This window comes from Halosegnis rubeus (assembly GCF_009184545.1).
Classification (GTDB): Archaea; Halobacteriota; Halobacteria; order Halobacteriales; family Haloarculaceae; genus Halosegnis; species Halosegnis rubeus.
Genome location: NZ_QJOW01000004.1, coordinates 133,055 through 157,233, shown reverse-complemented (window position 1 = coordinate 157,233; position 24,179 = coordinate 133,055). Strand labels below are relative to the sequence as shown.

General features: G+C 66.4%; 28 protein-coding genes and 1 tRNA gene. 16 read left to right on the top strand and 13 right to left on the bottom strand.

Annotated features, from left to right (window positions below):
* Positions 1-8 precede the first annotated feature (8 nt).
* Both DMP03_RS10535 and DMP03_RS10530 read right to left on the bottom strand, forming a co-directional pair.
* The gene (locus tag DMP03_RS10535) at positions 9-731 is read right to left on the bottom strand and encodes a DUF547 domain-containing protein (RefSeq protein ID WP_152120629.1); all 723 of its coding nucleotides are present in this window, start codon (positions 729-731) and stop codon (positions 9-11) included.
* A gap of 60 nt (positions 732-791) precedes the next feature.
* Entirely contained in the window at positions 792-1,781 is a 990-nt protein-coding gene (locus tag DMP03_RS10530; RefSeq protein WP_235908647.1) for a prenyltransferase, read from the bottom strand.
* 29 nt (positions 1,782-1,810) lie between these two features.
* On the opposite strand from DMP03_RS10530, the gene DMP03_RS10525 reads away from it, so the two are divergent.
* The 3 genes from DMP03_RS10525 to DMP03_RS10515 all read left to right on the top strand — a co-directional run bounded on the left by DMP03_RS10525 (position 1,811) and on the right by DMP03_RS10515 (position 4,278).
* Positions 1,811-2,515, top strand: coding sequence for a hypothetical protein (locus DMP03_RS10525; protein ID WP_152120628.1), 705 nt, complete (start codon positions 1,811-1,813; stop codon positions 2,513-2,515).
* A gap of 30 nt (positions 2,516-2,545) precedes the next feature.
* Positions 2,546-3,049 (top strand): peroxiredoxin family protein, encoded by a 504-nt coding sequence (locus DMP03_RS10520; RefSeq protein WP_152120627.1) that lies wholly within the window; start codon positions 2,546-2,548, stop codon positions 3,047-3,049.
* Positions 3,050-3,114: 65 nt separating this feature from the next.
* Positions 3,115-4,278: an AI-2E family transporter gene (locus tag DMP03_RS10515; protein WP_152120626.1), complete on the top strand. Its 1,164-nt coding sequence runs from the start codon at positions 3,115-3,117 to the stop codon at positions 4,276-4,278.
* Here the strand turns inward: DMP03_RS10515 and DMP03_RS10510 are convergent, their stop codons facing one another.
* A complete protein-coding gene (locus tag DMP03_RS10510) occupies positions 4,279-4,563 on the bottom strand; it encodes a PadR family transcriptional regulator (RefSeq protein WP_152120625.1) in 285 nt (94 codons plus the stop codon).
* Positions 4,564-4,724: 161 nt separating this feature from the next.
* Between DMP03_RS10510 and DMP03_RS10505 the strand changes: the two genes are divergently transcribed.
* Positions 4,725-4,994 (top strand): amphi-Trp domain-containing protein, encoded by a 270-nt coding sequence (locus DMP03_RS10505; RefSeq protein ID WP_152120624.1) that lies wholly within the window; start codon positions 4,725-4,727, stop codon positions 4,992-4,994.
* Between the two features lie 178 nt (positions 4,995-5,172).
* Here DMP03_RS10505 and DMP03_RS14350 read toward each other — a convergent pair whose 3' ends face one another.
* Genes DMP03_RS14350 through DMP03_RS14990 form a run of 3 tightly spaced genes read right to left on the bottom strand, consistent with a single transcriptional unit; the run spans position 5,173 to position 6,589 of the window.
* On the bottom strand, positions 5,173-5,319 hold the full coding sequence (locus DMP03_RS14350; RefSeq protein ID WP_172967132.1) for a hypothetical protein: 147 nt from the start codon (positions 5,317-5,319) through the stop codon (positions 5,173-5,175).
* A 37-nt stretch (positions 5,320-5,356) separates the two neighbouring features.
* Positions 5,357-6,268 carry a DUF1028 domain-containing protein gene (locus DMP03_RS10500; protein ID WP_152120623.1) on the bottom strand — a complete coding sequence of 304 codons (912 nt, stop codon included), beginning with the start codon at positions 6,266-6,268 and terminating at the stop codon, positions 5,357-5,359.
* A gap of 30 nt (positions 6,269-6,298) precedes the next feature.
* Complete coding sequence (locus DMP03_RS14990; protein ID WP_442777704.1) at positions 6,299-6,589, bottom strand: DUF7528 family protein; 291 nt, start codon at positions 6,587-6,589, stop codon at positions 6,299-6,301.
* A 284-nt stretch (positions 6,590-6,873) separates the two neighbouring features.
* Here DMP03_RS14990 and DMP03_RS10490 point away from each other — a divergent pair, with 284 nt between their 5' ends.
* Genes DMP03_RS10490 through DMP03_RS10480 form a run of 3 tightly spaced genes read left to right on the top strand, consistent with a single transcriptional unit; the run spans position 6,874 to position 9,894 of the window.
* Positions 6,874-7,602 (top strand): DUF7117 family protein, encoded by a 729-nt coding sequence (locus DMP03_RS10490; protein WP_152120621.1) that lies wholly within the window; start codon positions 6,874-6,876, stop codon positions 7,600-7,602.
* 31 nt (positions 7,603-7,633) lie between these two features.
* Positions 7,634-8,821 (top strand): CaiB/BaiF CoA transferase family protein, encoded by a 1,188-nt coding sequence (locus tag DMP03_RS10485; protein ID WP_152120620.1) that lies wholly within the window; start codon positions 7,634-7,636, stop codon positions 8,819-8,821.
* Positions 8,818-9,894 carry a LeuA family protein gene (locus DMP03_RS10480; RefSeq protein WP_152120619.1) on the top strand — a complete coding sequence of 359 codons (1,077 nt, stop codon included), beginning with the start codon at positions 8,818-8,820 and terminating at the stop codon, positions 9,892-9,894. The genes DMP03_RS10485 and DMP03_RS10480 overlap by 4 nt, the downstream gene beginning before the upstream one ends.
* Before the next feature lie 113 nt (positions 9,895-10,007).
* Here DMP03_RS10480 and DMP03_RS10475 read toward each other — a convergent pair whose 3' ends face one another.
* Together DMP03_RS10475 and DMP03_RS10470 are read right to left on the bottom strand one after the other, a co-directional pair.
* Positions 10,008-10,502, bottom strand: coding sequence for an NUDIX hydrolase (locus DMP03_RS10475; protein WP_172967131.1), 495 nt, complete (start codon positions 10,500-10,502; stop codon positions 10,008-10,010).
* A complete protein-coding gene (locus tag DMP03_RS10470; protein ID WP_152120617.1) occupies positions 10,502-11,401 on the bottom strand; it encodes a tetrahydrofolate dehydrogenase/cyclohydrolase catalytic domain-containing protein in 900 nt (299 codons plus the stop codon). Before DMP03_RS10470 ends, DMP03_RS10475 begins: the two co-directional genes overlap by 1 nt.
* 177 nt (positions 11,402-11,578) lie before the next feature.
* Between DMP03_RS10470 and DMP03_RS10465 the strand changes: the two genes are divergently transcribed.
* A complete protein-coding gene (locus DMP03_RS10465; RefSeq protein WP_152120616.1) occupies positions 11,579-11,884 on the top strand; it encodes a hypothetical protein in 306 nt (101 codons plus the stop codon).
* Here the strand turns inward: DMP03_RS10465 and glyA are convergent, their stop codons facing one another.
* Positions 11,885-13,156: a serine hydroxymethyltransferase gene (gene glyA / locus DMP03_RS10460; protein WP_152120615.1), complete on the bottom strand. Its 1,272-nt coding sequence runs from the start codon at positions 13,154-13,156 to the stop codon at positions 11,885-11,887.
* A gap of 330 nt (positions 13,157-13,486) precedes the next feature.
* Between glyA and tbsP the strand changes: the two genes are divergently transcribed.
* Both tbsP and DMP03_RS10450 read left to right on the top strand, forming a co-directional pair.
* The gene (tbsP, locus tag DMP03_RS10455; protein ID WP_197739331.1) at positions 13,487-14,296 is read left to right on the top strand and encodes a transcriptional regulator TbsP; all 810 of its coding nucleotides are present in this window, start codon (positions 13,487-13,489) and stop codon (positions 14,294-14,296) included.
* Positions 14,297-14,339: 43 nt separating this feature from the next.
* The gene (locus DMP03_RS10450; RefSeq protein ID WP_152120613.1) at positions 14,340-16,058 is read left to right on the top strand and encodes a YcaO-like family protein; all 1,719 of its coding nucleotides are present in this window, start codon (positions 14,340-14,342) and stop codon (positions 16,056-16,058) included.
* Here the strand turns inward: DMP03_RS10450 and DMP03_RS10445 are convergent.
* Together DMP03_RS10445 and DMP03_RS10440 are read right to left on the bottom strand one after the other, a co-directional pair.
* Positions 16,055-17,218 carry a DUF63 family protein gene (locus DMP03_RS10445; RefSeq protein ID WP_152120612.1) on the bottom strand — a complete coding sequence of 388 codons (1,164 nt, stop codon included), beginning with the start codon at positions 17,216-17,218 and terminating at the stop codon, positions 16,055-16,057. The genes DMP03_RS10450 and DMP03_RS10445 overlap by 4 nt on opposite strands.
* Positions 17,219-17,243: 25 nt before the next feature.
* Positions 17,244-18,065 carry an inositol monophosphatase family protein gene (locus tag DMP03_RS10440; protein ID WP_152120611.1) on the bottom strand — a complete coding sequence of 274 codons (822 nt, stop codon included), beginning with the start codon at positions 18,063-18,065 and terminating at the stop codon, positions 17,244-17,246.
* A 64-nt stretch (positions 18,066-18,129) separates the two neighbouring features.
* Between DMP03_RS10440 and DMP03_RS10435 the strand changes: the two genes are divergently transcribed.
* Together DMP03_RS10435 and DMP03_RS10430 are read left to right on the top strand one after the other, a co-directional pair.
* A complete protein-coding gene (locus tag DMP03_RS10435) occupies positions 18,130-18,390 on the top strand; it encodes a hypothetical protein (RefSeq protein ID WP_152120610.1) in 261 nt (86 codons plus the stop codon).
* 30 nt (positions 18,391-18,420) lie between these two features.
* A complete protein-coding gene (locus DMP03_RS10430; protein WP_152120609.1) occupies positions 18,421-18,864 on the top strand; it encodes a hypothetical protein in 444 nt (147 codons plus the stop codon).
* 225 nt (positions 18,865-19,089) lie between these two features.
* Here the strand turns inward: DMP03_RS10430 and DMP03_RS10425 are convergent.
* Positions 19,090-19,173: transfer RNA gene (locus DMP03_RS10425), tRNA-Leu, on the bottom strand.
* 82 nt (positions 19,174-19,255) lie between these two features.
* On the opposite strand from DMP03_RS10425, the gene DMP03_RS10420 reads away from it, so the two are divergent.
* Genes DMP03_RS10420 through DMP03_RS10410 form a run of 3 tightly spaced genes read left to right on the top strand, consistent with a single transcriptional unit; the run spans position 19,256 to position 21,375 of the window.
* Positions 19,256-19,741, top strand: a complete 486-nt coding sequence (locus tag DMP03_RS10420; RefSeq protein WP_152120608.1) for a DUF309 domain-containing protein — start codon at positions 19,256-19,258, stop codon at positions 19,739-19,741.
* 38 nt (positions 19,742-19,779) lie between these two features.
* Positions 19,780-20,646, top strand: a complete 867-nt coding sequence (locus DMP03_RS10415; RefSeq protein WP_152120607.1) for a hypothetical protein — start codon at positions 19,780-19,782, stop codon at positions 20,644-20,646.
* A gap of 39 nt (positions 20,647-20,685) precedes the next feature.
* Entirely contained in the window at positions 20,686-21,375 is a 690-nt protein-coding gene (locus tag DMP03_RS10410) for an MBL fold metallo-hydrolase (protein WP_152120606.1), read from the top strand.
* On the opposite strand, the gene DMP03_RS10405 is transcribed toward DMP03_RS10410, so the two are convergent.
* Positions 21,376-21,993: an MBL fold metallo-hydrolase gene (locus tag DMP03_RS10405; protein ID WP_152120605.1), complete on the bottom strand. Its 618-nt coding sequence runs from the start codon at positions 21,991-21,993 to the stop codon at positions 21,376-21,378.
* Positions 21,994-22,073: 80 nt separating this feature from the next.
* On the opposite strand from DMP03_RS10405, the gene rqcH reads away from it, so the two are divergent.
* The gene (gene rqcH, locus DMP03_RS10400) at positions 22,074-24,176 is read left to right on the top strand and encodes a ribosome rescue protein RqcH (RefSeq protein WP_152120604.1); all 2,103 of its coding nucleotides are present in this window, start codon (positions 22,074-22,076) and stop codon (positions 24,174-24,176) included.
* Positions 24,177-24,179: the final 3 nt, after the last annotated feature.

Genomic DNA, 24,179 nt, shown 5'->3' with positions numbered 1-24,179 from the left:
GACCGGCCTCACTCGCTCGTATCGAACCGCCGGGGGACGCGCGTCCAGTCGTACCCGTCGAAGCTGAGCGACGGACTCGCCCCGCGCGGAATCCGGCCGTAGTCGCGCAGAAACGCCCGCACCCCCGACGGGCCTCCGAAGTCGCCGACGAACCAGAGACACACCCGCGGGACCCGAACGCGGTCGAGTACCTCGTCGTACTGTACGTGCTGGGCGAGATACTGCTCGGTGGCGCCGTCGAGTGTCTGGTCGACCGTCTCGGCGTCGTACGACAGAATCGCCGGACAGCTCGCTGCCCCGCAGTTGAGTGCAAAATGAATCCGGGGGTCGACGTCGAGCCGGTAGGCCGGGCCGAAGCGACACCGGGCGAGCCGCGGGAGGTACCCGAGCCCGTACTTCGACTGCTTGTCGCGCATGATGCCGTGTTCGATGTCGTCGAGACTCACGTCGATACCAGCGACGGTAGCGGCGGTCGTGCGGAAGAACCGCCAGCGCGACTCGTACAGCGCGGGCCGTCGCTCCAACAGGAGCTGTGCGGTGGCGTTGTAGACGTTGAGCCAGAACGCGAGTGCACTCCGGCGGTCGGTCCGCAGGTCGGCGAGGGACGCCTCGTCGAGCGCGGCGAGCGCGTGTTCGCGTGACTCCGTCGGCTGTTCGCGCCGGACGCGCTCGAGGAGCTGTCGCGCGACCGCCGAGGGAGTGTCTGTCGTGTCGCCGGTCGCGCCGTCCATTGCTACGACGTAGGCAGTGTCGGAACTAAACCGTTGTGCGGGCCGTTCTCGAGAGTGCAGTCAGACGCCGACCCACCACCAGCCCGCGGTCAGGGCGACCGCGAGGACGACCATCGCGGCGACGGCCGGCAGGGGACTCCGTTTTCGAGTCAGCGTTCTCCACCCCCACAGAAGGAACGGAACGGCCGTGAGATGGGCTGTTGTGACGACAGGCGGGAGCAGTTCTCCATGCCAGAGCACGACCGTCGAGAGCGCGGCCACCACTGCGAGCGTAGCGTACGCGCGCCTGAGCCGTATCGGTCTCCACCGGACGGCGAGCGTTCGCTTGCCGACTCGTTCGTCGGCCACTCTGTCCGGCCAGTGGACCGCGAGCAGGTTACAGCCGACGACAAGCGTGAACGGGACGACGACCGCCGCGGCACTCGGAGTCGGAGGGGCAACGACCGCAACCCCGTACACCGGGAGCAGGAGTCCACCGAGCGCCATGTTCACCGGCTCGCCGAGCCCGCGTCTGACCAGCGCGACCGGCGGCAGCGAGTAGGCGACACCAGCGACGAGAATGGTCGCAGCGAGCACGACAGCAGTCGGAGAGAGCGGGCCGAAGGCACCGACAGCCAGTAGTGTGACGGCGAGGACTCCCGCCCCGATGGTCGCACGCCGGAGGAACGACGCCGGGAGCTCAGTTTCGACGAGCGCGCCGCTCCCCCCGGAGAAGGGCGTCCGGTCGGCGAGCGTGTCCGTGTCGGCGTCGGCGTACTCATTCGCGTAGTGGACCGTGACCGCCACGGCAAGGACGGCGACCCCACCGAGGAGGAGAGGGCGCGTGAGCCGCGGAGTGAATGCTGCGGTGACAATCGGCGGTCCCGTCGTCGCCATCCCGACCCCGAGCGCGTACAGCAGTCCGATGAGCGCGAGCTGGCTCGGTCGACTCGCCGCCCACAGCGCCCACAGGCGGGGAACGCTTTCGATGAGCCACGAACGAGGTGTGTGGATGTTCGACCTTGCACGCGGTGTCGGGTAGATGTACCGGCGCGTCGGGGGGACCGACACGCTGATTGTGACGCCACCGAATACGGTGTATGAGCCGTCGAGCCGCCGAATGGGGGTTCGAACTGTTCTTGGACCCGACGATGACGGCCGTGCGACGCGAGTTCAGCGTCGAGCGAGCGCTCCGCGGAACCGGGTTCGGACTCGGCGGCCGGGTCGTCGACCGGCTCCGTGAGAACAACGACGCGCTCGAACGACAGCTCGTCGCCGGGGAGTTCGACGCCTACCGAGAACGATCGCTCGCACAGTTTCGCGTGTTGCTCGATGCCGTCGAGAGCGACGAGGAGATCGCGGCGTTCGCCGACGAGCTACTCGCACACGACAGCTACGTCGAGGCCATCGACGAGACGGCGACACCGGCCCAGCGAGCAGCCGTAGCGGAGGACGTGCTCGCGCGACTCGACCGACTCGGAACGGGGCTCGCGCCCATTCTCGACCGGCCGGAAGACGACTTCTGGGCGGCCGCAGCGGGGGCATACAGCCAGGTAGCGGCGACGACACTGGTACAAGAGGCGTTCCCGTTCACCGAGCCGCTGTCGACTCACCGCGGCGTGTTGACCTTCGAGGTCGAGGCCGACCCGAACGAGCTACTGGACAGTGCCCTGTTGCCGACGCTCCCGAGTGCGAGCATCGACTACACGGACGAGGCGATTCACGCGATGACGCGGGCCGAACGGCAGGTCGTCGCCGACCTGACCGAAGAGGTTCGGTCGCGGTTCGACGCCGACGAGAGGTGAACCTTTGCCGATTGCCGGCCTACGGCGGGTATGAGCACACAGGTGTCGGAGTTCTCACTGCCGAACGTCGCCGTCGGTCCGGACCCGTTCTCGCTGTCGGCGCTGTCCGACGACGTGGCGTTCGTCGTCGTGTTCTTCCAGCGCGACCACTACTGCACGAACTGCCGGAAGCAGGTCCAAGAAGTGGCCGAACGCTACGACGCGTTCCGACAGCGGGACGCCGAAGTGGTATCCATCGTCCCGGAGCCACGCGAGCAGGTCGCGACGTGGCAGGAAAGCTACGACCTCCCGTATCCGCTGTTGGCCGACCCGGACGCGACGGTGGGTGACGCGTACGACCAGCCAGTCCGATTCGGCCTGTTGGGTCGGTTCAGCGATTTCTTCGGCCGGATGCCGGAGGTCGTCATCATCGACCGGCGCGGTCCAGAACCGGAGGTCGCGTACGCCTACGAGGGGAGTTCGACGTTCGACAGACCGGATATCGACACGCTGCTCGCGGAGCTGGATACGCTCCGTGAGGAATCAGTCGCATAGGGGAGGGCTGTGCCGTCGGTCGACCTCGTAGGAGGACTTATCGGCCGAGCCTCACATCTGGGGGTATGAGACTCGAGGACGTGAGCCGAGGGACGGTCGCGTGGTGGGCGCTCGGCGGGTTTCTGTCCGTTCTGCTCGCGTTGGTCGCCAACCGGTTCCTTGGGACGCTCGCGGTCGCGCTGTTCGTCTACTACGTCTCTCGTCCCGTCTACCGACGACTCCGGGTTCGGCTTCCTTCCTCACTCGCCGCCGTCAGTTCTATCCTCGTGTTGGTTGTGCCGCTGTTTCTCCTCGTGGGGTACTCACTCACTATCGGGCTACGGGAGTTCAACGCCGTCGCCCGCGGTACCGATCTGAGCCGGTTTCAGTCGATGGTCACGCCGTACACGAACGTCACGGCGAGCGTGAGCGATCCGGCCGCGCTGCTCGACGACCCGAATCTCGTCGCGACGCTGCAAAACACCCTCACGACCGGACTCGATTATCTCGGCTTGGTCGGCGCGGTGCTGCTTCGCTTGTTCATCATCGTCGCCATCGTCTTCTATCTGCTTCGTGACGGACCGCGCCTCGGCCGCTGGCTCCTGAACCGCTTTGGCGACGACGCCGGCATCTTCGAGCAGTACACCCGGGCGGTGGACCGCGACCTCTATCGCGTCTTCTCCGGAAACATCCTCAACGCCGTCTTCACGGCCGCAATCGGCGCAATCATCTACTCGGTGTTGAACGTCCTCGCTATCGGTGGCCCGCAGATACCGTATCCCGCACTCATCGGGCTACTGGCCGGGGCCGCCTCGCTCATCCCGGTCATCGGGATGAAACTGGTGTACGTCCCCGTCTCCGGCTATCTCGTCGCCACGGCCGCATCGAGTCCTGACTCCGTGTTCGCGATGCCGATTATCTTCACCGTCCTGTCGTTCGTGGTCGTGGACACGATTCCGGACCTCGTGTTGCGCCCGTACGTCTCGGGGCGAAATCTCCATGTCGGACTGGTCATGTTCGCGTACATCTTCGGCCCGCTCGTGTTCGGCTGGTACGGCATCTTCCTCGGCCCACTCGTGTTGATTTTCATCGTCCACTTCGCGCGGGTGGTGTTGCCGGAACTCATCTCCGGGACGACGATACGGCCTTTCGCAGTCGACCCGGCTGTTGTGAGTGAACCGGCCGGCGAAGCGACTACGGAGCCGACCGCCGAGCCGGCGGTCAGACGTATCGGCGAGGAGGAGTCGTAATCAGGCTTCGTCGCCTTCGAGATACTGCTGCTCCCAGTCGCGGCGCGCGTCGATCTCTCGGCGGCCGCGCCGCGTCAGGGTGTAGTAGTTCGTCCGCTGGTCGATCTCTCCCTTCTCCACCAGCCCCTTCTCTACGAGCGTGTCGAGATTCGGGTAGAGCCGGCCGTGGTGAATCTCTTTCTCGTAGTACTCTTCTAACTCTTCTTTGATCTGGAGCCCGTGCGGTTCCTCGTTGCCGGCGATGACGTACATCAGGTCACGCTGAAAGCCTGTCAGGTCGTACATACCGACCACGTACGTGGCGAGAAATAAATATATCTTTGGAGTTACACGCCTGGGAGCGGCGATTCGGCGGTGTCTCCCCGGTGACACCGAACTGCAAGTCGTGACACGCACGGTATGAATCCGACAAGATAGCTCAATCGTGTCCACGATGTGTACCAGCTATGGAAGAACAGCTGTTCAGCTTCGAGCGCGATACCGACCGAGCGACCATCGCCCAACTGCTCCACGACGTGGCCGACAACCTCGCGGCCGGCGAGCCGGTGCAGCTGGCGTCGGGCGAGGAATCGATTACCCTCGACGTGTCGAGTCAAGCCGAACTCGAGGTGCAGGTGGAGCGGGAGATCGAAGGCGAGGAGACGGAACTCTCAGTGGAGTTCGAAATCGAGTGGGACGAAACCGACGGCGAAGACGCGCCGCTGTCTGTCGAGTAAACGGAAAGCGAGTGGAAAGCGGCCACCCAGAGAAAACCTGGGTAGCCGCTTGCCGCCCTGAATTGGTCCCCGCTGACGCTTCGGCCCTCCAAAGCGAAGCGTCATCAGGTGAAAGACGTGTGTGTAGCATAAAGCTGCCGACCGTGACACACAGCGTCAAACGTACTGACAGCTCCGCTCAGATATACTCCTCTTCGAGCACCCAGCCGAGCGACCGCTTGTAGTAGGTGAACATCTGTCTGACCCGTTCGTGGTTCATCTCCTCGCTCTCCAGTTGCTCTTTGATGAACTCGTACTGCTCTCGCACCTCTGCTTCATCACGCATACACGCCTGTTCGGGTGGCAAGGGCAAAAGCCCCGGCCTACACGCGGTCGAGTCGCGAGAGACCATGCCAGATGGCGTCGACGAGTCGCGGCTCACCCTCGCCGTCGGCGTCGGCCCAGCCGTTGGCAAGAGCATCCTCCAACACGTCGAGCGAGTGGTTCTCGAAGTTGTTCAGCCCGCGGAACGACTCCAGTGCGTCGCGCGCTTCCGCGTCGAACACCTCCGACACATCGCCATCGTAGAGACCGAGGTCGGCGAGCGTCCGTTGGACCGCGCGTGCGGTCTCGCCCGTCAGCTCCGTCGTCTCGGCCGGTGGATCGCGTTCGAGCAAGGTCACGTCGTAGAGCTTGAACACGCGTTCCAGCTCGTCGATTGGTGCGTCGTGGTCGTCGACGCGCACGTCGACCCAGCGGTCGTTGCCGCCGTCGTACCCACCCTCCGGCTTGACAACGTACAGCGCGGCAGACTGCTCGCCGCGGGAGTCACCGCCGGCCTCGTTGCCCGCGTGGAGCGCAGCGAGCAGTCGTTCGGGAAGCCCGCCGTCGGTCTCCTCGTAGGTGTCGGCCATCGCACGTACGGTCGCCTCGTTTTCGAGGATGTTTCCCTGGACGGTGTACATCTCGCCTTGAACGTCGCCGGCGGTGTCGAAACACTCGTCGCCGGTGAAGCCGGCAACAGAGCCGTCTCGACCGACCACGCCGACCTGTCGGGATTCGGCCTCGCTATCGGCGGCGGTGAGCGTCTCGACGACGGCCGCCGCGTCGTGACCGCGGCGGAGTAGGTCGAGACCGTCGGGCCCGTACTCGACGTTGGCGAACGACTGGGTGGCAATCGCGCCGGCGTCGGCGCTGGCGAACGGGACGACGGAGCCGACGCTGACGAACTTCGACTGGACGGCAACGCCGATAGCACGGGTCTCGGGGTCGCGGGCAACGATGGAGAACGTCATACTCCAAGCTCGCCCGCCCGCGAGAAAAGATTAGAGCTTCCGCACGGTGAGCGGCTGACGGCTCGCCAACTCGCAGTCGAAGCGCGGGTGCTCGACGAAGTGGCGCAACACGATGTGTCGTCGGCTGTCGGTCAGCCCGCTGCCGGAGAGGTCATCGGCGGTGAACTCAGTCGAGAGTGATTCATACAGTGCGGTGAGCGCCTCGAAGCTCTCGAACACCTTGCGGTGGCCGGCGGAGCCAGCACCGCGGCGCGCGACGACGTAGCTGCCGTCCGCGCGACACTCGCCGCTAGTGTAGACGTACTCGCGAGTGCCGGTCAGGGCGTCGCCAAGCTGTTGGCGAAGCTCCGTGGCCGTCTCGGTGTCGAGTACGTGTTCCTCACCGTCGACGTGCAGAAGCAGTTCCTGTGAGTCCCGGGAGACAGTTACATTACCGTCGAATTTCCCGGCCAGCCGCCTCGCGGCGACTTACTCTATCCTCGTGTAGCGTCGGTGTGTCCGACATATCTACTGGTGGGAGCCTTATACACTTAAACCTATGTGGTGTGACAGATTTCGACACGGCCGGACAGAGGGGTTTTCAGCCGGCGGGACAACGATTGCGTATGAAGGTTCGCGGCGACCGCGAGTGTCAGGACTGCGGTACGCGCTGGGCGTACTACGAGACCGGCAGCGTGGAGTGTCCGAACTGCGGGAGTCCCCGGAGCGTCGGCGTCGACGAGGAGCGTCGGCTCCACACCGCGACGGCCGCGCCGCTCGATTTGACCGAGGTGCAGTCGCTGGTCGACGAACAACCGCTCCGGACGGTCGCCGAGCGCGCCGTCAAGACGGCCCGGGAGTTCACCCGTGGCTACGGATTCATCAGCGGCGGCGAGGTGCAGCCGCTGGATGACACGTATCTGGCCGCGATGGAGCTCCGGATGGTCGCTGATACGGTCGGGCGGGCGACGAGCGTTACCGACGACGAGGAGTCGTACTTCCTCTCGCTGTTGGCCGGTGCAGGGGACGGCGAGCGACCGGCACGCGAGCAGGTCTCCGACTCACTGGTGGACTCACGCGGGCTCGCGTACGCGAGGGGAGTCGAAGAGTACCGCGAGGACCTCCGGACGTATCTGGACGAACACCCCGACGAGACGGCGAGTGACCAGTTGGGTCGCCTGCGCGGGCACGTGAAGCGCGCGCTCGCGCTCGACGGTGCGATTTCGACGCGAGCGGCCGAGACGCTGGTCGAGGCGGCTCGCGGTATCGGAGCGTACGTGGCAGACGGCGACGAGACGACACTTGCAACGACGGAGTCGCGACTCGACGCGCTCGAGGGACTACCGAGAGACTAGCTTATTTGCGCCAGCGCGCGCTGTGTCCGGTATGGACGGACCACTCGCCGGTCTCCGGGTACTCGACTTGTCGGGGATGATTGCCGGCGGCTTCGCGACGATGACGCTCGCAGACCACGGTGCAGACGTAGTGATGGTCGAACACCCCGAGCACGGTGACCCCATCCGGGAGTGGCCCCCCTTCGACGGCGACCACTCGCTGTGGTGGAAGGCCCTGGCTCGGAACAAACGCTGTGTCACCCTCGACATGAAGACCGACGAGGGGACGGCCCTCGTGCACGAGTTGGCTGCCGAGGCCGACGTGGTCATCGAGAATTTCCGGCCCGGGACGCTCGAATCGTGGGGACTCGGTCCCGACGCCCTACACGAGACGAACGAGGACCTCGTCGTCGTCCGTATCTCCGGGTACGGACAGGACGGCCCGCTCGCCGAACAGCCCGGCTTCGGGACCGTCGCGGAAGCGATGTCCGGTTTCGCGCACGTCAACGGGTTTCCCGACAGCGAACCGCTTCTTCCGCCCATCTCGCTTGCCGACCTCGCTGCGGGCCAGTACGCTACGATGGGCGCGCTGTTCGGCGTGTTCGACACCCTGACCGGGGGGACGGGCCGGGTCGTGGACGTGTCGCTCATGGAGTCGCTGTTCCGGATGTTCCCGAGCGTCCCCGAGAAGTACGACCGGCTGGACGAAGTAGACGAACGCACCGGCAACCGGCACCCGAACGCCGCGCCGCGCAACGTCTACGAGGCCAGCGACGGTTACGTCGCGTTGTCGGCCTCCTCACAGGCGATATTCGAGCGGGTCGCCGAGTGTATCGGCCACCCGGAACTCGTCGAGCAAGACCGTTTTGCGACGAATCGCAAGCGCGTCGAACACGCCGCCGAACTCGACGACTACATCGAGGCGTGGATGCAGGAGCGAACCGCGACGGAGGCGGTCGAGTCGCTCACCGACGCGGACGCCGTCGCCTCCGAAATCTACGACATCTCCGACATCCGCGCCGACGCGCAGTACGACGCGCGCGACGCCGTCGTCACCGTCGACGATGCCGACCTCGGGCCGGTCGAAACGCACGGTATCGTTCCGAAGTTCTCGGGCGAGACGCGGGAAATCGACCGGCTCGGCCCGAGCCACGGTGAGCACAACGACGAGGTGTATCTCGGCGAACTGGCGCTCGACGAGGACACCTATACGTCGCTGCGCGAGGAAGGCGTGATATGAGACTCTGTGACGTGACGCTCCGGGAGGCGGTCCAGCTTTCCGACCGCGGGTACACGGTCGACCAGCGTGTCGCCGCGGGCGAGGCGCTCGACCGACTTGACCTGTCGTTCGTGCAGGCTGGGTTTCCGGCCGTCGACGAAACGGAACGGGAGGTAACGGCGACGCTGACGAACCGGCTCGACGCCGAGGTGGTTGCCATCGCCCGTGGCGTCGAGTCGGACGTGACCGCGGCGCTGGAGACGGGCGCGGACGTGGTCGAACTGTTCGTTCCGGTCTCGGACAAGCAGTTAGAGCACGTCGTCGGCACGTCCCGGGAGGCGATGTACGAGACCGCCGGCGAGCGAATCACACAGATCCGTGAAGGCGGCGCACAGCCGCATCTGACCCTGATGGACGGCTTCCGAACCGACGAACGCGCGGTCGCGTCGGCGTTCGAGCGATTCGACTGTCCAATTGTCGTCGCCGATACCGTCGGTGCACGGACGCCTTCCTACGTGGCCGGCTACCTCCGGACACTCGCGGACCTCGGCGTGGACCTCTCGCGGGCCGGCGTCCACTTCCACGACGACCTCGGCTGTGCGACGGCGAACGCGCTCGTCGCCGCACAGACCGGCGTCGACCGCATCGACGTGTCGGTAGCGTCGCTCGGTGAACGTGCCGGCAACCCCGCGACCGAGGAGGTCGTCACGGCAATCGTGCAGGAAGGTGGCGACCCCGAGGTACAGACCGAGCAGCTGATCCCGACCGCGGAGTCGGTGCTCGACGCGCTGGGTGAGTCGGTCGACGCCCGCAAGCCCGTGCTTGGACGCGAGGTGACCACCCACGAGTCAGGGATTCACACGGACGCCATGCTCACCGACCCGTCGACGTTCGAGCCATTCGACCCCGCGACGTTCGGCGGACAGCGCCGACTCGTCTTCGGCGCTGGGACGGGACGGGGCGCGGCTCGCAAGCTCCTCAGCCGTGTCGGCGGAGAGGCGACCGACGAGCGCGTCGAGACCCTGCTCGACAGACTCGCCGCCGAGGGACCGGTCGAACTAGAGGGAGCGCTGTCGCTCGCGGAAGGAGTGTAGCGAACAGGCGACCACGAGTCGGCTCCGACAGCGGTCGGTCACGCACCCGCCCCGGCGCGCTGTCGGCACGTTCCTATCGCATACGGCTGGTGGTGCGGCTTCGCGTATGAACTTCAGTCCCGCAGGCGGGTGACGAGCTCGCGGTCGAAGGTGTTGTCCGGAAGCGTCTCGCGCCACGCCACGTCGTCGATTGTCTCCCCGTCGATACCCGGGTTCGTGGCGAGCGTCGTGTCGGTCGGCTCACCGCGGAAAGTAGCGAACCGGAACGCGAACTCGCGGCCGTCCTCGGCGTGAACGAACGTCTGTTCGGTGATGGCAAGCAGATCTGTTATTTCGACAGTTACGCCCGTCTCCTCTCGCACTTCTCGGGCCGCGCCCTCGGCGTGCGTTTCGCCGTGCTCGTGCATTCCGCCGGGGAGGAACCACTTGTCGCCCTGCCGGGCGAGCAGGACGCCCGCGTCGGTCTCGACGAGCGCACCGACTCCCCACGAGGTCTCGTTCTGCTCGCGGGTGCGGGCCGACTCCCAGCGGTCGGGCGCGAGCGTCTCGCGCTTGTCCGGCCGGGCACGGACGCCGTCGTAGCGCGCGATGAGGTTGTCGGGGTCCACTACGGCAGGTCTACGTCGACGCCGGTCTGCTCGCTCGCGGCCTTCACGGTGTTCCACAGGAGCATCGCACGGGTCATCGGGCCGACCCCGCCCGGCACGGGGGTGATTGTGTCGGCCACCTCGCGGGCGCTGGCGAACTCCACGTCGCCGACGAGTTTGTACCCCTTCTCCGTCTCGGCGTCGACGCGGTTGATACCCACGTCGATGACCGTGGCACCCTCCTTCAGCATCGTACCGTCGATGAACTCCGGGACCCCGACCGCCGCGACGACGATGTCGGCGTTCTTCGTGTGGGCCTCCAGGTCCTCGGTCCGGGAGTGACACACCGTCACGGTCGCGTTGCCGGTGGCGTCGTTCTGTGCGAGCAGATTCGCCATCGGCTTGCCGACGATGTTCGACCGACCGACGACGACGGCCTCTGCACCCTCCGTCTCCACGTCGTAGTGGTCGAGCAGTTTGAGAATGCCGTGGGGCGTACACGGCTTGAACCGGGCGTGTGACGGACCGGCGACCATCCGCCCGACGTTCTCGGGGTGGAAGCAGTCAACGTCCTTCTCCGGGGCGACGGCGCGAAACGCCTCGCGCTCGTTCACCTGCTCGACGAGCGGACTCTGGACGAGAATCCCGTGTACCTCGTCGTCGGCGTTCAGGTCGGCGATGGTCTCGTACAGTTCATCGGCGGGCGCGTCGTTGTCGAGTTCCACATGGATGCCGTTGATTCCGACCTCCTCGCAGTCGCGCTGTTTCATCGACACGTACGTCTCGCTCGCGGGGTCGTCGCTCATCAACACCGTCGCGAGTCCCGGCACCGTTCCCGCCTGCTCGAGCGTCGAAATGGCGTCCGAGAGGTCCTCGCGAATCTCCGCGGCGACGGCGTTGCCGTCGATGACTTCGGTCATGCTCGACGGTCCGGGTCCCACCGGTATCAAACTCCCGCATTCGTGTCCACACGACCCGACCAAGGTGAAGAAATATACAAGATAATGCTATCTTCTCCGCTTGCTCGCGACGCCAACACGCGCTATCGTGTCCCCTTCGGCACAATTCTTACCCGCGAATCGACCCTACATCTGAGTATGGACCGAGGCCGTCTGCTCGTCGGGGTGTCGGTCGTGGCCGTCCTCGCGACCGGTGTCGCCGCGACCGTCGCACGCGGGTCGGTCGTCGGTATTGCGACTCACGCCGCGGCGACACCGCTCGCGGCGGTCGCACCTTTCCTTGCACTCGCACGGAAGCGGTGGCTCGCGCTCGGTGGATTGCTCGCGATTGCGACAGGAACAGGCGTCGCGTGGACGCTCGGGAGTCTCGGCGGCGCGGCCCATCTCGTCCCCGGCGTCGCGTGGTGTGTCGCGACGGCGGTGCTCGTCCTCGAAACGGGGTAGCTACTCGTACAGCGGGTGGGAGTCGGTCAGTTCGTCGACCTCGTCGCTTGCGGCGGCGAGCACGTCCTCGTCGTTCGGCGCGTCGACCACGTCGGCGATGATGTTGGCGACACGGACCATCTCGGCCTCGCCGAAGCCGCGCGTCGTGAGCGCGGGCGTGCCGGCGCGGATGCCAGAGGGATTGAACGGCGAGCGCGTCTCGCCGGGGACGGTGTTCGCGTTGAGCACCAACCCGATTGATTCGAGCGCTTCCTCGGCCTCGCCGCCCGTCGTGTCCGGGTGGGAGGGTCGCAGGTCCACGAGCACGAGATGCGTGTCCGTGCCGCCGGAGACGATTTCGAGCCCGCGCTCGTCGAGGTGGTCCGCGAGGGCGCGGGCATTCTCGACGACCTGCTTGGCGTACTGCTCGAAGCCGGGCTGGAGCGCTTCTTTGAAACCGACGGCCTTGCCCGCGACGTTGTGCATCAGGGGACCGCCCTGCGCGCCGGGGAAGACGGCCGCGTCGATGTCGTCGGCGTACTCCTCGTCGCACATGATGATGCCACCGCGGCCGGCGCGGATGGTCTTGTGCGTCGAGCCGGTGACGAAGTCGGCGACGCCGACGGGCGACTGGTGGACGCCCGCCGCGACGAGTCCGGTGATGTGGGCGATGTCGGCGAGGTGGTAGGCGTCGACGGCCTCAGCGGCCTCCTGCACGCGCTCGAACTCGACCTCGCGGGGATACGCGGAGTAGCCCGAGACGATGATGTCGGGGTCGAACGACTCAGCCGTCTCGCGCAGACCCTCGTAGTCGATGTAGCCGGTGTCGGGGTCGACCTCGTACTGTTCGACCTCGTAGGTCTTCCCCGTGAAGTTGGCCGGGTGGCCGTGGCTGAGGTGGCCACCGTGGTCGAGTTCCAGTGAGAGAATCTTATCGCCCGGTTCGAGGACCGCGGTGTAGACGCCCATGTTCGCCTGCGTGCCGGAGTGGGGTTGGACGTTGACATGGTCTGCACCCCACAGCTCCTCGGCGCGCTCGATGGCGAGTTCCTCGACGGTATCGGAGGGACCACAGCCGGCGTAGTAGCGCGCGCCGGGATAGCCCTCGGCGTACTTGTTCGTGAACGCGGAACCCTGTGCCTCCATGACCGCCTCGGAGACGTGGTTTTCGCTCGCGATCATCGCGAGGGTGTCGCGCTGGCGCTGTTTCTCCTCGCCGAGCGCGTCGGCGATCTCAGGGTCGATGTCGCGGACCGTCTCCGGCCGCGGCTCGCGGGCAGACTCCTGGCTCATGGCTATCGCTTCGACCCGACCCGTAAGAATGTACCCGTCTCCGGCAATCCGGGAAGCGAGAGACATTGCTTCGGCTACGCACGTAGCCAAACAATTGTCCAGTCACGGGTCGGCGTCTCGTCGCGTCCAAGCTAAGTTTCATCGACCCGACGTTCGGTGATTTCTGACTACCCGGTGTTACCAGCCACATTCATCGCTGCCCTCTGTTGGTCTCACCGACTAGCAGGTGGATTGGACCGGCAGGAACCGACGCCACGGAGTGTCATACCGCAATACGCGGTCGACCCAGCAACTTTATATCACGAAGATACGTAACGATTTCTAATGTCTATCGAGACAAATGTATTCGGGGATACCGTCGACGGCGTTCTGGGGGAGGTCCTCGGGGGGGCCAGCGACGAGGTGTTCCTCGTCAATCCGACGACCGATACACTCGAGGCGCTACTCGACGTGCTCGACACGGTGACGATACGTGTGAACGTACTGGCCGCCGAGTCGCGGCTCAAGGAGCTTTCTCGCGACTTCAAGCTCGCGAGCCGGGCCGCCGACTACGAAGACGACGGTCGGCTCACACTGTCTGTCTACGGTGAGCCGACAAACATCGTTGTCGTGGCTGAGACGTTCACGACGGCCCTCGTCGCCGGCGCGTCACGGGTCGCCGGACTCACGACGACAGAGGAGTCGTTCGTCGACGCCACGTACGACCAGTACGCCGCCGCGTTCGAGGAAGCAGAGGCGTTCGACCTCCGGACACCCGGGACCAGTCACGTCAGCGAGACGCTGGCCGGGAGCCTCGGCGAGCAGACCGCCGAGGACTTCGAGGACGCACTCGCCGCGATGGAAACCGCGCGTGGGGACGAGAGCGACCTGAGTGAGGTGACCGTCGCGCTGCTCGTGGCCGCCAAGAACGAACAGCTCCTGTACGACATCTCGAAGTGGGGCGAGGACACGGGCGTCGCGTCGAAGGCCACCTTCTCACGCACCAAGACCGACCTCGAAGAACGCGGGCTCATCGACACCGAGAAGGTGCCCATCGACGTGGGCCGCCCGCGGCTCCGACTGAAACTCGCCGACGACCGACTCAAAGAGGTGTCGGCCGCAGAACTCGCCTCCGTCGCGAAGTCCGTTCTCGCGAGCTAACCAGATAGCCGGGGTTTTTCTCGCGGCGACCGCGAGTCGGAGTATGCACGTAGGACTCGTCGGCAGTGGCCACGCCGCCACCGCCGTCCGACAGACGATCGCCGGCGCGGTCGACTCGGTGACCGACATCGACCCACGGGCGCTCGGCGAGGTCGACTTCGCCGTCGCCGTCGGCCCGGCCGGCGCGACGGGCTTCGAGACGGCCAACGAGACCGCACGCGAGACGGGAACACCGTGGCTGGCGGTCGAACTCGGCGGGGTCGGCGGCCACGCAATCGACGGCGTGGACGCCGCTGTCTCCGGGTTCGCTCCCGGGCAGGGCTGTTTCGACTGCCTCCGCGCGCGCGTCTCAGCCAACGGTGGCGACGCAGAGCGCGCACAGACGAGTGACGCGGACGCGCGCCTCGCCGGCACGCTCGCCGGGCGCGAGCTCGTCCGGCTGGCGAACGGCGAGGAGTCGGCCGCACTGGGTGGCGTCATCGAACTCCCGTACGCGACCCGGCGTATCCTTCCGGTACCAGGGTGTGACTGTGCCGGCCCGCGCGACCACGACCTCGACCGCGACCACGCGCCCCGCGACCTCGACGGCGCGCTCGCGGCCGCAGAGCAGACGATCGACTCGCGGGTCGGTATCGTCCATGAGGTCGGCGAGGCCGAGTCGTTCCCCGCACCCTACTATCTCGCGACGCTCGCGGACACGACCGGCTTTTCAGACATGCAAGCGAACCGGCAGGCCGCGGGCGTCACGACCGACTGGAACCGTGCGTATATGAAGGCACTCGGTGAGGGGTTAGAACGCTACGCCGCCGGGGTCTACCGCGAGACCGAGTTCGAGCGTGGGTCGCCTGCCGAAACTCCCGACGGAGTCGCGCCATCAGCGTTCGTCGGGTCGCCGTCCTTCACCGACGCCGACCCCGAGCGGTCGGTTCGCTGGTACCCCGGCGAGCACGTCGAGACCGGGGCACGCGTCAAGCTCCCGGCCGAGTTCGTCCAGTTTCCGCCGCCGGAGACGCGCTACCGGCCCTCCATCACGACCGGACTGGGGCTCGGGAACGGTGGCGTCGAAGCGCTGCTCTCGGGGCTGTACGAAGTCGTCGAGCGCGACGCCGCGATGTTAGCGTGGTACTCGACGTTCGAGCCGCTCGGGCTGGCCGTCGACGACGACCGGTACCGCGATATCGAAAAGCGCGCGCGCTCGGAGTCGCTGTCGGCGACGGCGCTGCTCGTCACACAGGACGTGGACGTGCCGGTCGTCGTCGCGTGTCTCCACCGAGAGTCCGGCGAGTGGCCCCGCTTTGCCGCCGGGATGAGCGCCGCCCTAGATGCCGACGCCGCCGCGGCCGACGCGCTGGAGGAAGCACTCCAAAACTGGCTCGAACTCCGCGGGATGGGGAAACAGGAGACAACGGCCCAGCCGGGAGCTATCGGCTCGTACGCTGAGTTCCCGCCGGCGGCACGCGAGTTCGTCGCACCCGAGACGACGATTCCGGCGGACTCGGTCGGCCCGGACGAGTCGCTGGCCGGCAAAGCAGAACTCGACGCGCTCGTCTCGCGAGCCGTCGACGCGGGACTGGACCCGTACGCCGCACGGCTCACGCCGCGTGACTTAGCACGACAGGGCTTCGAGGCCGTGCGCGTACTCGTCCCGACGGCACAGCCGCTGTTCACCGACGAAGCCTACTTCGGGGAGCGAGCAGAGCGCGTTCCGAGCGAGTTGGGCTTCGAGCCGCGACTCGACCGCGACCACCACCCGTACCCCTAGATACCGAACGTGACCCGGAGCATGTCGCGCGTCCCGGGTCCGAGCCCGACCGCGAGAATCGCGACGAGCAGGAGAATGGCGTAGCGCGGTTCGTCCTCGAAGATAGTGTCGTCGAACACCCAGATGACGGCCGTCGCGGCGACTAACTTCACGAGGAGGAAGCCCCACGAAAGCCCGATGATGGAGTCGAGTCCAGCCGGCTGAACGGTGTCCACTACCCCGACAATGATGTCGTTGAACGGGTGTTTCGCGCCGTATTCGAGCGCGTTGCCCGCGCTGTCGACGACGCCGAGTTCGTCCGTCCAGTCTGCGGCGATGACGTTCGCCACCCCGTCGATGGCGTGACCGAAGACGACGACCAGCCCGATGTAGCCCGTGCCGGCGTTGATGCCCGGCTTGTACCGCTGTGCGAGCCGATAGATGCCGACAGCGAAGACGACGGCGAGGGCGACAGTGACGCCCGTCACCTGCGGATAAAAGCCCGCGCCGTCGACGGCCCCGGTGAGCCGCGTCGGGACGAAATAGAGGAGGTAGCCGACAGAAAGCAGGACGAGCACCCAGCCGGTCGCGAACAGCGGCCGGCCGTAGCGCTCGACGTCGCCGCGCCGTTCGGCGAGGACGCTGGCGACGACGGTCGCGAGCGTGATGAAGAAGACGGTGAAGTAGATAATCGGCGAGATGATGAGCGTGTTCCACGGGTAGGCGAGAATCTGGGCCGCGCCCTCCGGAATGGAGTCGTTGGCGTCCTCGATGACGCGCAGTGCCCCGCCGAAGAACATGAACGGGACGAGCGCGAAAAACAGCTGTTTCGTGTCGCCGATTTCGAGCCGGTGGAGCAGCGTGAGTACGCCGACGAGGAAGAAGACGAGCGAAATCGCGTACCCCGCCTCGCTGACGAGCGTGTACCCCGGCTCCGCGACGATACCGGACGCGTCCTGACAGGCGACGGTCGAGTAGAGCAGCTCGGTCGTGCCGCCATCCATAACGACACAGACGGCGTTGTTGGCGTCGGCGTACACCGGACCCCAGAAGTAGTGCCAGAGGAAGCGGTCCCAGACGAGTTCGGGCGCGAGCAGCACGCCGAACCCGAACGCGAGCAGGGCAGTCGTGAACGTCGCGAGCCACGCCTGCGCACGCGACCACGAGCGGGGCGAATCCATACCGGCGAAGCGGGGCGGGAAGGTTTCAGGATTCCGGTCGCCCGGTTCGGACCGCCTCCACAGCCTGTGTCGCGTCGAGCAGTTCCTCGTGGGCGTGCCCGTTCGAGGCGACCAGCCCGCGGGAGTCGTGTCGCCACGGGTCGCCGTGTACGTCGGTCACGGTGCCGCCCGCCTGTTCGACGAGGAAGACGCCGGCGACGGTGTCCCACGGGTTCGTCGTCGTGTTGGTGAACGCGCCGTCGAGTTGGCCCGCGGCGACCATCGAGAGCGCGGCCTGTGCGCTCCCGTAGCGGCGGCAGTCGCCGAACCGCTCTGCCGTCTCCCGGCAGGCGGCGGCGTACTCGTCCCGGCGGTCGTGGGGCCACCACACCGTCGGCGAGACGGCCATCGCCTCGGGGTCGGTGCGGTCGCTGACCTCGATTGGCTCGCCGTTCATCGCCGCGCCGTCACCGTCGCTGGTGTACACGTCGCCGAGTACGGGGAGGACGTTCGCGGCGGCGACAGGTGTGCCGTCCTCGACGGCAGCCACGCTCGTCACCCACAGGGGAATGTCGCGCACGAAGTTGCTCGTTCCGTCGATGGGGTCGACGACCCACGCCACACCCGACTCCGGCACCGTCTTCAGTTCGTCGTCCTCCTCGCCGACGACCGCCTCCTCGGGGTACTCCGTGGAGATGGCTGCGATGACCTGCTGTTGGGCGTCGCGGTCGGCGCGGGTCACTACGTCCGTCTGGTTCGTCTTCGTCTCGACGGGCACGTCCCGGCGGAAGAATCCTTCCGCGACGGCACCGCCGGCACGGGCGGCCCGTTCGGCGAGGTCCGCTCTCCGTGTTCCGTTCTCGCTCATGGTCTCCCACGCACACCGGCGCGCAAAGGGTCACCGATTTGTGTACCGACACGAAGGGTCGGGTATGCACACGCTCGCAAAGCGCATCCACAACATCACACCCCGCCCGATGGTGCTCACGTTCGCCGACGAGACGACTCGCCGGATGGAGATCTCCTCGGCGGAGTTCTTTCAAGAGGCGTTCCAAGCAGAGGGGGAAAGCGACGGTACGCGCTATCGGTTCGTCTCCGACGGCGACGAGGACCCGCTCGTTGCGGCCCGCGAGACCGACGACGGCTGGGAGCCGGTCGGCGAGGTCACCGCGGTCGAGCGCGTCGAGTCGTAATCTACTCCCCGCTGTGGACGTAGCCTCGGTATGGCCCAACTACCCCACCTCGTCGAGGACCGCGGCGAGCTGAAGCTGAACGCGTCCATCAACGGGACGCGCCGCGACCTCGTGCTCTCTGACCGCGGGAAGTCCCTGCTCGTTGACGACCTCGAGTACGAGAAGGCCGACCTCGTCCCCTTCACCGTCGTGAAGGCGCTCGTGCTCGCCGGAGGCGCGTCGGTTCCGGAGGGACAGGACGCTCGGGACGCGGCGTGGGGACTCAGCGGCGCAGACGGCGGCAGAGACGCCACAGCCGAGGACTGTTACCGGACGGCCGAGTATCTCCGCGCTGTCGAGGTGAGCGAACGCGCCGTCGAGACCCTCCGTGAGCACGTCCGCGAGACCGACCTCTCGACGTATCTCAACGCCGACGAGATTACCTCGAACGCCGAGCGTGTCGGCAAGCTCTCGGATATCGCTCGCGACCTGTAGCGACTGATTGCTCTTTTGAGCGTGAACGTAGGATGATGCGGGGGAAGACCACTCCGAGAGTCGTCTTCCTGCACTGCCGAGGCAGTGCGGGGGAGGGGATTTGAACCACGATGCCGGCGGAGCCGTCATCGGCTTGCAACTCGCGTTGCAACCACGGTCGGACGCTGACGCGACCTCCCTGATTCAAATCCCCTCGTGCATTCCTGCACGCGAGGCGTGCAGTCATGCGGGGGAGGGGATTTGAACCCCTGGACCTCTACAGGAGCGGAACTTGAGTCCGCCGCGTTTTCCAGGCTTTGCTACCCCCGCACGCATCCCCGAATCGGTCGGCGTATGTCAAAACGATTGCGACCGCCGACGGAGTTACGACCCTGCACGGTGAGGGCTAACCGTGGACGACCACACCACCGACCCGGACGTACCGCCGCCGATTCGCGGCCAGCCGACGGGCTTTCTCCCCGACACGGGTCGGTGGGAACACGACACGCTTCGGCGCGCGACCGCACACGGAGTTCGGCTGTTCAACGCCGGCCAGTACCACGAGGCCCACGATTGCTTCGAGGACGAGTGGTACAACTACGGGCGCGGCTCGACGGAATCGAAGTTCCTCCACGGGATGGTGCAGGTCGCCGCCGGCGCGTACAAACACTACGACTTCGAGAACGACGCCGGTATGCGGTCGCTGTTCGAGACCGCGCTCGATTATCTGCAGGATGTGCCCGGCGACTTCTACGGCGTCGACGTGCGCGACGTGCGTGAGACGATGACGGCGGCGCTGTCTGGCCCCGACAGACTCGACGGCTGGCGCATCGAACTCGACGGCGACACCCCCGAAGCCGACCGATGGGACGAGGCGTACGCCGAGCGACTCCACTGAGGTCGGTGCGTTGATGCCGGCGCGGGCGAATAGTCGGTATGGAGTGGTACTGCACCGAGTGTGGCCGCCCCAGCGACACGAACGGCGGGACCTGTGAGTGTGGCTCCACCTCATTCGAGCGGGCGGTCGTGCAGGTGACGAAGGAGTGTACGACCTGCGGGACCCGCGTCCCGGAACACACCACCACCTGTCCCGACTGCGGGTTCACCGGCTTCGAACCGCTTGGCGAGCCACAGCCCCGCGACGAGGGAAGCTACATCGAGTGGCGGTGTGAGGAGTGTGGCAACGAACATCCCCGCCACACCCCGCCGTGTGACCGGTGTGGCCACGAGGTGTTAGAGCGCGTCCGCGTCGACGCCGCCGACTTCGACGTGGACGAACACGTCGCTGGCTACGACGAACCCGGCGACAGCGGGCTGTTCGGGTTCTCGCGCTCACAGGCGTTCGGCGGTGTGCTCATCGGTGCTATCGTCGTCGTCTTCCTGCTCGGTACCGCGGGCATCGGTCCGGCAGCCGACATCGGCGGCCCGACTCCGCCCGACCCGGCGGTCGTGGAGTCGAGTCTCGTCGCCGAGGTGAACGACCAGCGGACGGCCGCCGGTCTCGACCCGCTCGCCGAGGACGGTGAGCTGACGCGCATCGCGGCGACGCGCACCGAACGAGCGGCCGGTGACGGACAGCCACAGGGTGCGAGCGCGGCATTCAGCGAGGCGGGCTACGACTGCGCCGAGCCGATACTCACCGGCTACCGCGTTCCCGACGCCAGCGCCGACATGGACCTCGGTTCGCGCATCGCCGACCGAGCGACGGACGACGAGCCACGGCTCGGGGGCGCGGCCAAGCGCGTCGGCGTCGACGCGCGGGTCGTCGACGGAACGCTGTACCTCGCTGTCGCGGCTTGCTGACGGGAACACAGATATACGCTCGCGCGCCGAGTTGTAGGTATGGCACGCCGGCTCGCTGATGGGTTGTGGCTGCTCGATTTGGGACTCGTTCCCCCCTTCGCGACGAACTGTTATCTGGTGGACGACGGCGAGGCGGTGACGCTCATCGACGCCGGGCTGCCGATAAACTATCCGTCGCTCGCGACGGAGCTCGACCGCGCCGGATACGAGCGAGCCGATATCGACCGCGTACTCTTCACGCACTACGACATCGATCACGTCGGCGGGGCGCGCGCGCTGCGCGACCACGGCGTGCCGATGTACATGGGTGAACGCGACGTCGACCTCGTCACCGGTGCGTGGGATCCGAATCTCGTTCACCACAAGGGGCTGTTCCACCGCATCGCGCGACGGCTGTTCCCGCTCGCCGGCCACGACCTCCGGCCGATAGCCGACGGAGAGACGGTCGGCAACTTCACCGCCCACCACACCCCGGGGCACAACCCCGGCCACACCGTCTACACCCACGAGGGACTGGACGCGGCTTTCCTCGGCGACCTCGTGTGGGCCACGGACGGTGAGTTCACGACGCCGTTCTGGCTGGATTCCTACGAGATGCGTGCCGTCCGCGAGAGCGCGTACGCCTTCGCCCGCGACCACGAGTTCGAGCGCGGACTCGCAGCCCACGGCGAGCCCGTTCTCACGGGCGCGGGCGATCACCTCCGGGCCGTGACCGACGAGTTCTGGTAGCTACTCCGCGGGCAGGACGTACCGGTCGAGTGTGGCCGACGCCTCCGAGAGCACGCTCGAGCCGTGAAAGACGAGACCGGCGTCGAACTCGTAGGCACGCAGCTTTTCCAGCGACCGCTCTGCCTGCCCGAGGTCCTGCGTGAACTTCTCTGGCGGAAGGTGGAATCCGCCGGCCAGACCGCGCTGGTCTGCGCCCGACACTGCATCGGCGAGAATCGCGTAGTCGTCGTCCGTCGCAATCAGCGCGTGCTGGTGGCCGACGTGGCCCGGCACGTGGACGGCTTCGAACGGACCGACGGTGTCCCCGTCACCGTAGAAGTGGTCGACGGGCGGGGTCTCCTCTGGGTCGGCTCCGACTGGGAGATAGAGGTCGGCGTCGTAGCTGCCGAGCACGGCGTCGATGCCGCCGGTGTGGTCGGGGTGCATGTGGGTGATGACGACGCGCTCGAGGTCGATACCGGTGGCGTCGATACCGTCCAGAAGTGCGGTCGTCGAGTCCGGAAGCCCGGTGTCGACGAGTGTGCCCCCGTCGGTCAGATACGCACGGATGCGTCCCGGTGCGCCGTCGACCTCGGTACAGGTGATGTCGTAGACGCCGTCGAGAATCTCTGTCGGCATGGGGAGTGGTCACACGCCGCCGACAAAACAGTGTGGCCCCAAGGCGACAACGGTTTCCTCCCGACCCGAGAATGGTGGCTATGGACCAGAAGCGAGCCATGTCGAGCGTGGATATCCGTGCGCTCGCGACCGAGCTTCGCGACTATGAGGGCGCGAAGGTCGACAAGGCGTATCTCTACGACGACGACCTCCTCCGAGTCAAGATGCGGGACTTCGACCGCGGCCGCGTCGAGCTCATCATCGAGGCCGGCGACCCCAAGCGCGCCCACATCGCCGACCCGGACAACGTCCCCGACGCACCCGGTCGGCCGCCGAACTTCGCGATGATGCTGCGCAACCGGCTTTCGGGGGCTGACCTCGTCGACGTGCGCCAGTACGAGTTCGACCGAATCCTCGTCTTCGAGTTCGCCCGCGAGGACGCGAACACCCTCGTGCTCGCGGAGCTGTTCGGCGACGGCAACATCGTCGTGATGAACAAAGACCGCGAGGTCATCGACTGTCTGGACACGGTTCGGCTCAAGTCCCGAACCGTCGCCCCCGGCTCCGTCTACGGCTTTCCCGCTTCACGGTTCAACCCGATGACCTGCTCGCGAGAAGCCTTCGACGCCAAGATGCGCGACTCCGACACCGACGTTGTACGGACGCTCGCCACCCAACACAATCTCGGGGGGTTGTGGGCCGAGGAACTCTGTTCACGCGCCGGCGTCGAGAAGGAACTCGACATCGACGAGGCGGGCGACGAGACCCTCGCCGAGGTGTTCGGTGCACTCGAACGGCTGCGCGAGTCGATTCAGGACGGTCAGTTCGACCCGCGCGTCTACTGGGAGAGCGACGACGGCGAACGCACCCGGCCGGTCGACGTGACCCCCGTCCCGATGGACGAACACGGGCGAATGGACTGTGACAGCTACGACCGGTTCACCGGCGCACTCGACGACTACTTCTTCGAACTCGACCGCGAGGAGCCGACGCCCGGCAGCTCCCGGCCGGGGTTCGAGGAAGAAATCGCGAAGTTCGAACGCATCATCGAACAGCAGAATGGCGCTATCGAGGGGTTCGAACAGGAGGCCAACGAGGTGCGGGAACGCGCCGAACGGCTGTACGGTAACTACGACCTCGTGGACGAGATACTGACGACGGTGCGCGAGGCACGCGAGTCCGGCGTCCCGTGGGACGACCTCGAAGCGACGTTCGCCGAGGCGGCCGAGGCCGGCAACGAACGGGCCGAGCGCGTCGTCGGAGTTACACCGGAGGCCGGTGAGGTGACCGTCGAACTCGACGGGACGCACATCGACCTCGTGCCGGAGGACGGCGTCGAGAAGAACGCAGACCGGCTGTACCAGGAGGCAAAGCGCATCGAGGGGAAAAAAGAGGGCGCGCTCGCTGCCATCGAGGATACGCGCGAGGACCTTGAAGACGCCAAACAGCGCCGCGACGAGTGGACGGCCGACGACGCGGAGACCGAACCCGCAGACGAGGAGCGGACGGGCGAGACCGACTGGCTCGCGAAACAGGATATTCCGGTTCGCTACGACGAGCAGTGGTACGAGCGGTTCCGGTGGTTCCACACCAGCGACGGCTTCCTCGTCATCGGGGGACGCAACGCCGACCAGAACGAGGAAATCGTCAAGAAGTACATGGAAAGCGGCGACCGCTTCTTCCACGCGCAGGCCCACGGCGGACCGGTCACCGTGTTGAAAGCCACCGGTCCCTCCGAGCCGTCGAAGGATATCGACCTGCCCGACGCCTCGAAGGAGGAGGCCGCCCGGTTTGCCGTCACCCACTCGTCGGTCTGGAAGGACGGCAAGTTCGACGGCGACGTGTACATGGTTGAGCCGAGTCAGGTGTCGAAGACTCCGGAGTCCGGTGAGTATCTCGAAAAGGGCGGGTTCACGATTCGGGGCGACCGGACCTACTTCGAGTCGACCAGCGTCGACTGTGCGGTCGGTATCCAGTGTGAACCCGAAACGCGCGTCCTCGGCGGCCCGGAACGCGCCGTCGAGGACGACGTGGAGACGTACGTCAAACTCGAACCGGGCCAGTACGCCCAAAACGACATCGCGAAGCTGCTGTACCGGGAGTTCAAGGGTCGCTTTGCCGACAAGTCGTTCCTCCGGAAGGTGGCCTCGCCCGACCGAATTCAGGAGTTCTGTCCGCCGGGCGGGTCGCGAATCCGCGAGTAACGC